Source organism: Micromonospora sp. AMSO12t (assembly GCF_008806585.1).
GTDB lineage: Bacteria > Actinomycetota > Actinomycetes > Mycobacteriales > Micromonosporaceae > Micromonospora > Micromonospora reichwaldensis.
This window is the reverse complement of sequence record NZ_WAAS01000397.1, coordinates 1-4299: the sequence shown is the minus strand read 5'-3', so window position 1 is coordinate 4299 and position 4299 is coordinate 1. Positions and strand designations below refer to the sequence as shown.

The window sequence follows — 4299 nt, the reverse complement described above, 5'->3', positions numbered from 1 at the left end:
TCCGGCCCCCGGTCGGGCACCTCGGGCATCGGCCGGGTGACCGGCCCGGCTCCGGTGACCCGGAGCGGCTCGCCGTGGTGCCACACCTCGATGCCGGTCTCCGGGTCGGCGTCCGGCAGCTCGTAGCGGGCCTCGTCGGCGGTGAGGGTGACCCGCAGCCGGTGGCCGTGCCAGCGCAGGTGGAACGCGAGCCGGTCGATCGCCGCCGGCAGCCGGGGGTCGAAGGAGAGCACCCCGCGGTCGTCGCGCAGCCCGCCGAAGCCCTGCACCAGGGCCAGCCACGCCCCGCCCAGCGACGCCAGGTGCAGCCCGTCGCCGGTCTTGTCGCCGAGGTCCGCCAGGTCCTGGAGCACCGACTCGGCGAACAGGTCGTACGCCAGGTCGAGGTGCCCGACCTCGGCGGCGAGCACGGCCTGCGGGGAGGCCGACAGCGACGAGTCCCGGACGGTCCGCGCCTCGTAGTAGGCGAAGTTGCGGGCCTTCTCGTCGGCCGTGAACTCCCCCGGGCAGCGCTGCATGGCGAGCACCAGGTCGGCCTGTTTGACCACCTGCCTGCGGTACAGCTCCAGGTAGGGGAAGTGCAGCAGCAGCGGGTAGTCGTCGTCCGAGGTGTCCGCGAAGTCCCACTCCGGCTGCTCGGTGAAGCCCGCCGACTGCTGGTGCACCCCCCGCTTGCGGTCGTACGGGACGAAGACCGCGTCGGCCGCGGCGCGCCAGGCCGACACCTCGGCCGCCTCGACCCCGAGCCGGGCCGCCGCCCCGGGGTGCCGCTCGGCGGCGTCGGCGGCCCCGCGCAGGTTGCGCCGGGCCATCAGGTTGGTGAAGACGTTGTCGTTGACCAGGGCGCTGTACTCGTCGGGGCCGGTCACGCCGTGCAGGTGGAAGGTGCCGGTGTCGGACCAGTGGCCGAAGCCGTGCCAGAGCCGGGCCGTCTCGACCAGCAGTTCCAGCCCGGGCCCGGCGAGGAACTCCTCGTCGCCCGTGGCGGCGGCGTAGCGCAGCACCGCGTCGGCGATGTCGGCGTTGAGGTGCAGCCCGGCCGTGCCGGCCGGCCAGTAGCCGGAGCACTCCCGCCCGCCGAGGGTCCGCCACGGGAAGGTCGCGCCGGTCAGCCGCAGCTCCGCCGCGCGCTCGCGGGCCTCCGGCAGATGGGCGTGCCGCCAGCGCAGCGCCGAGCGGGCCAGCGGCGGGTCGAGGTAGGTCAGCACGGGCAGGACGTAGCCCTCCGTGTCCCAGAGCACGTGCCCGTCGTAGCCGTTGCCGGTCAGGCCCTTGGCGGGAATGGTCCGGTCGCCGTCCGCCCGGCCCGCCTGGAGCAGGTGGAACACCGAGAACCGGATGGCCTGCTGGAGCTCGTCGTCGCCGTCGAGCTGGACGTCGGCGGTCTGCCAGGCGGCGTCCAGCGCCGCGCGCTGGCCGGTCAGCAGGGTCTCGAAGCCCTCCGCGCGGGCCGCGTCGGCCTCCGCGACGACCAGTCGGGCCAGTTCCTCCGGGGGCAGGCCGTCCACCGGGGTGCACTCGTACGCGGCGAACTTGGTCAGTCGCAGCCGCTCGCCGGCGCGCAGCGTCCCGGTCAGCGTGAGGCGCAGCCGGTCGGGGGTGCAGTCGACGCCGGGTGCGAAGCCGTCCGGGGCGTGCACGTCGTGCGCGACGGCGACGGCGACCCGCTGGCCGCTGTGCCCGGTGCGGTGGACGAGGACGCCGTCGTGGCCGTCGGAGTGCCGGTACTCGGCGGTCAGCGGGTCGGTGATCACGGAGGCGGCGCGGGGGTCGTCGGCGCGCTCCGGCACCCGCTCGTTGGCGAGCAGGTCGGCGCAGACCCGCACCTCGACCGTGCCGTCCAACGGCTCGACGGACCACCGGACGGCGGCCACCGGACGGCGGGGCAGGGAGACCAGTCGGACGCTGCGGACGCGTACGCCGTGGCCGGCCGGCGAGATCCACTCGGTGTGCCGCTCGACCACCCCGGCGCGCAGGTCGAGCACCCGCTCGTGGGTGCGCAGGGTGCCGGTGCGCACGTCCAGCGGCTCGCCGTCGACCCAGAGGCGGATCAGGGCCGCGTTCGGCGCGCTGATCACCGTGTCGCTGAACTGCGGGAAGGCGTACCCGTCCTCGGGATAGTCGAGCTCGCGCCGCTCGTGGAAGCCGTTGAGGTAGGTGCCGGGCATGCCGTAGGGCGTGCCCTCGTCCAGGGTGCCGCGCCAGCCGACCCAGCCGTTGCCCAACGCGAAGATCGACTCGGTCTCGGCGAGGCGGTCCATGTCCGCCTCCGTACGCCGGATCCGCCAGGCCTCGTCGCCCCCTGTGACCTGCCCGGTCGGCGGCCGATCGGTGATGGGGGTTTCGTGCACAGCGCCTCCAGGGAAGTCCGACGTACCGGGTCAATCGAAGCAGATGGGGCTGAGAGGTCGCTGAGACGAAAGTCGGGGCCACCACCCGACCAATGCACACTGCGCCCGACTTCCAGGTATTCCAGGGTTGTCTGGGAGCTAAACGAGGTATGAACGATCCGTGAGGTGAATCATGATTGATGCGGACACGTCGGACGTTCCGAAGATCAGTGTCGAGTGGTACCAGGACATCGTCGACTTCGCCGCCGACACCCCGCAACCGGTGCAGTGGTTCGCCGAGCACTTCACCGAGGGCGCGATCCTGCTGCTCGGCGCGCTGTGGCTGATCGCGGCCGTGTCCCGGCTCGGGGGCGGGCCGCGCGACCGCGCGTACGCCCTGGTGTCGCCAGCGCCGGTGGTGCTCGCGTACGGGTGCAGCGAGCTGCTGAAGACCGTGGTGGACCAGGAACGCCCCTGCCGGGCGATCGCCACCGAACTCGCCATCATCGCCGGCGAGTGCCCGCCGACGGGCGACTGGTCGTTCCCCAGCAACCACTCCACGATCGCGGGCGGCCTGGCGGTGGCGACGCTGCTGCTGTCCCGCCGGGTCGGCCTGGTGGCGCTGCCGCTGGCGGCGCTGGCCGCGTTCTCCCGCACCTTCGTCGGCGTGCACTACCCGCACGACGTGGTCGCCGGTGTCCTGCTCGGCGCCCTGTTCGCCGCGCTGCTCACCCCGCTGTTCGCCCGCCCCGCCGCCGGGCTGCTGCACCGCCGCGCCCGCCAGGCCGAGCGCCCCGTCCGCGATCCGGCCACCCCGACGTCCCGCCGCTGACCGCTCCTGGCCGGGCGGCCACCCGCCCGCACGGAGGGCCTGCGTGGACGGGAGGCCGCCCGGCCAGGCGGAGGAGCGCGGGCGGCCTGCGCCCGCACGGATCAGAGCAGGACGAGGGCGGCGAGGGCGCCGAGGACGAGGAACGGGCCGAAGGGGAGGTGGCTGCGCCAGCCGACGCGGCGGGCGGCCAGCAGCGCGACGCCGACCGCCCCGGAGAGCAGCAGGGCGAGCACCAGCCCGGTCACCGGGACCGCCCAGCCGTACCAGCCCAGCAGCGCGCCGACGCCGAGCGCCAGCTTGGCGTCGCCGAGGCCGAAGCCGCGCCGGCCGAGCAGCAGCGTGGTGGTGGCGAAGAAGAGCGCCAGCGCGACGCCGGCCACGGTGGCGCGCAGCCACGGCGCCGGGCCGGCCCCGGCGAGGGCGGCCAGCCCCAGCAGCAGCCAGGTCCCGGCCGCGGCGGGCCAGGTGAGCCGGTCCGGCAGCCGGCACACGGCCGCGTCGACGAGGACCAGCGGGATCGCCCAGCCCAGCCACCAGGCCGTGGCGACCAGCACGGCGGGGGGCGGCCCGAGCAGCACCAGCGCCCCGACGGCCGCCGCGAGGGCGAGTTCCACCGTGCCGGGCGGCGGGCCGACGCGCGCCCCGCACCGCCCGCACCGCGCCGTCGGGCCCAGCGCCGGCCAGGGCCGGGCCAGCCCGACCGGGGCGCCGCACGCGTCGCACCCGGTCCGGGTCGCCACCCCCGGTGGTACGGCGTGCCGGATCACGGCGAGCCGGAGCACCGGGGCGAGCGCGAGTACGGCCAGCAGCCGCGCCCCGCGCGCGGCGACCTTCGGTGCGGCCGGCTCCGCCACCGCCGGCGGCCCGGTCATCGCCATGACCGCCCCCGGAGGCCCGCACCGACGACAACCACGCAGGGTAGCGCCATGGACGACTTCCGGTAACGGGCGAAACGGCCCGCACTCCTCCCCCGCGATGCGCGGCGTTGGGCGCGGAAATGGCGCATCCGAATAGGCGGGAATCCCACCATGGCGAAATAGCGACACGTCGGCGCGGGGGACGGATCGGACCAGACACCACGTCCGGGACACGCACCGACCGCCTCGACGACGCCTCGCCCACCGCGCGCGCTTCCCA

At 75.3% G+C, this 4299-nt stretch carries 3 protein-coding genes; 1 reads left to right on the top strand and 2 read right to left on the bottom strand.

Features of this window, described 5'->3' with window-relative positions:
* Window positions 1-2261, bottom strand: a 2261-nt coding sequence (locus F6X68_RS31080) for a glycoside hydrolase family 65 protein (protein ID WP_151457591.1), incomplete at its 3' end; no start/stop codon positions are given.
* Window positions 2262-2523: 262 nt separating this feature from the next.
* Here F6X68_RS31080 and F6X68_RS31075 point away from each other — a divergent pair.
* Window positions 2524-3162, top strand: coding sequence for a phosphatase PAP2 family protein (locus F6X68_RS31075; RefSeq protein WP_151457589.1), 639 nt, complete (start codon window positions 2524-2526; stop codon window positions 3160-3162).
* Between the two features lie 101 nt (window positions 3163-3263).
* Here F6X68_RS31075 and F6X68_RS31070 read toward each other — a convergent pair whose 3' ends face one another.
* Window positions 3264-4040 (bottom strand): prepilin peptidase, encoded by a 777-nt coding sequence (locus F6X68_RS31070; protein ID WP_370519019.1) that lies wholly within the window; start codon window positions 4038-4040, stop codon window positions 3264-3266.
* Window positions 4041-4299: the final 259 nt, after the last annotated feature.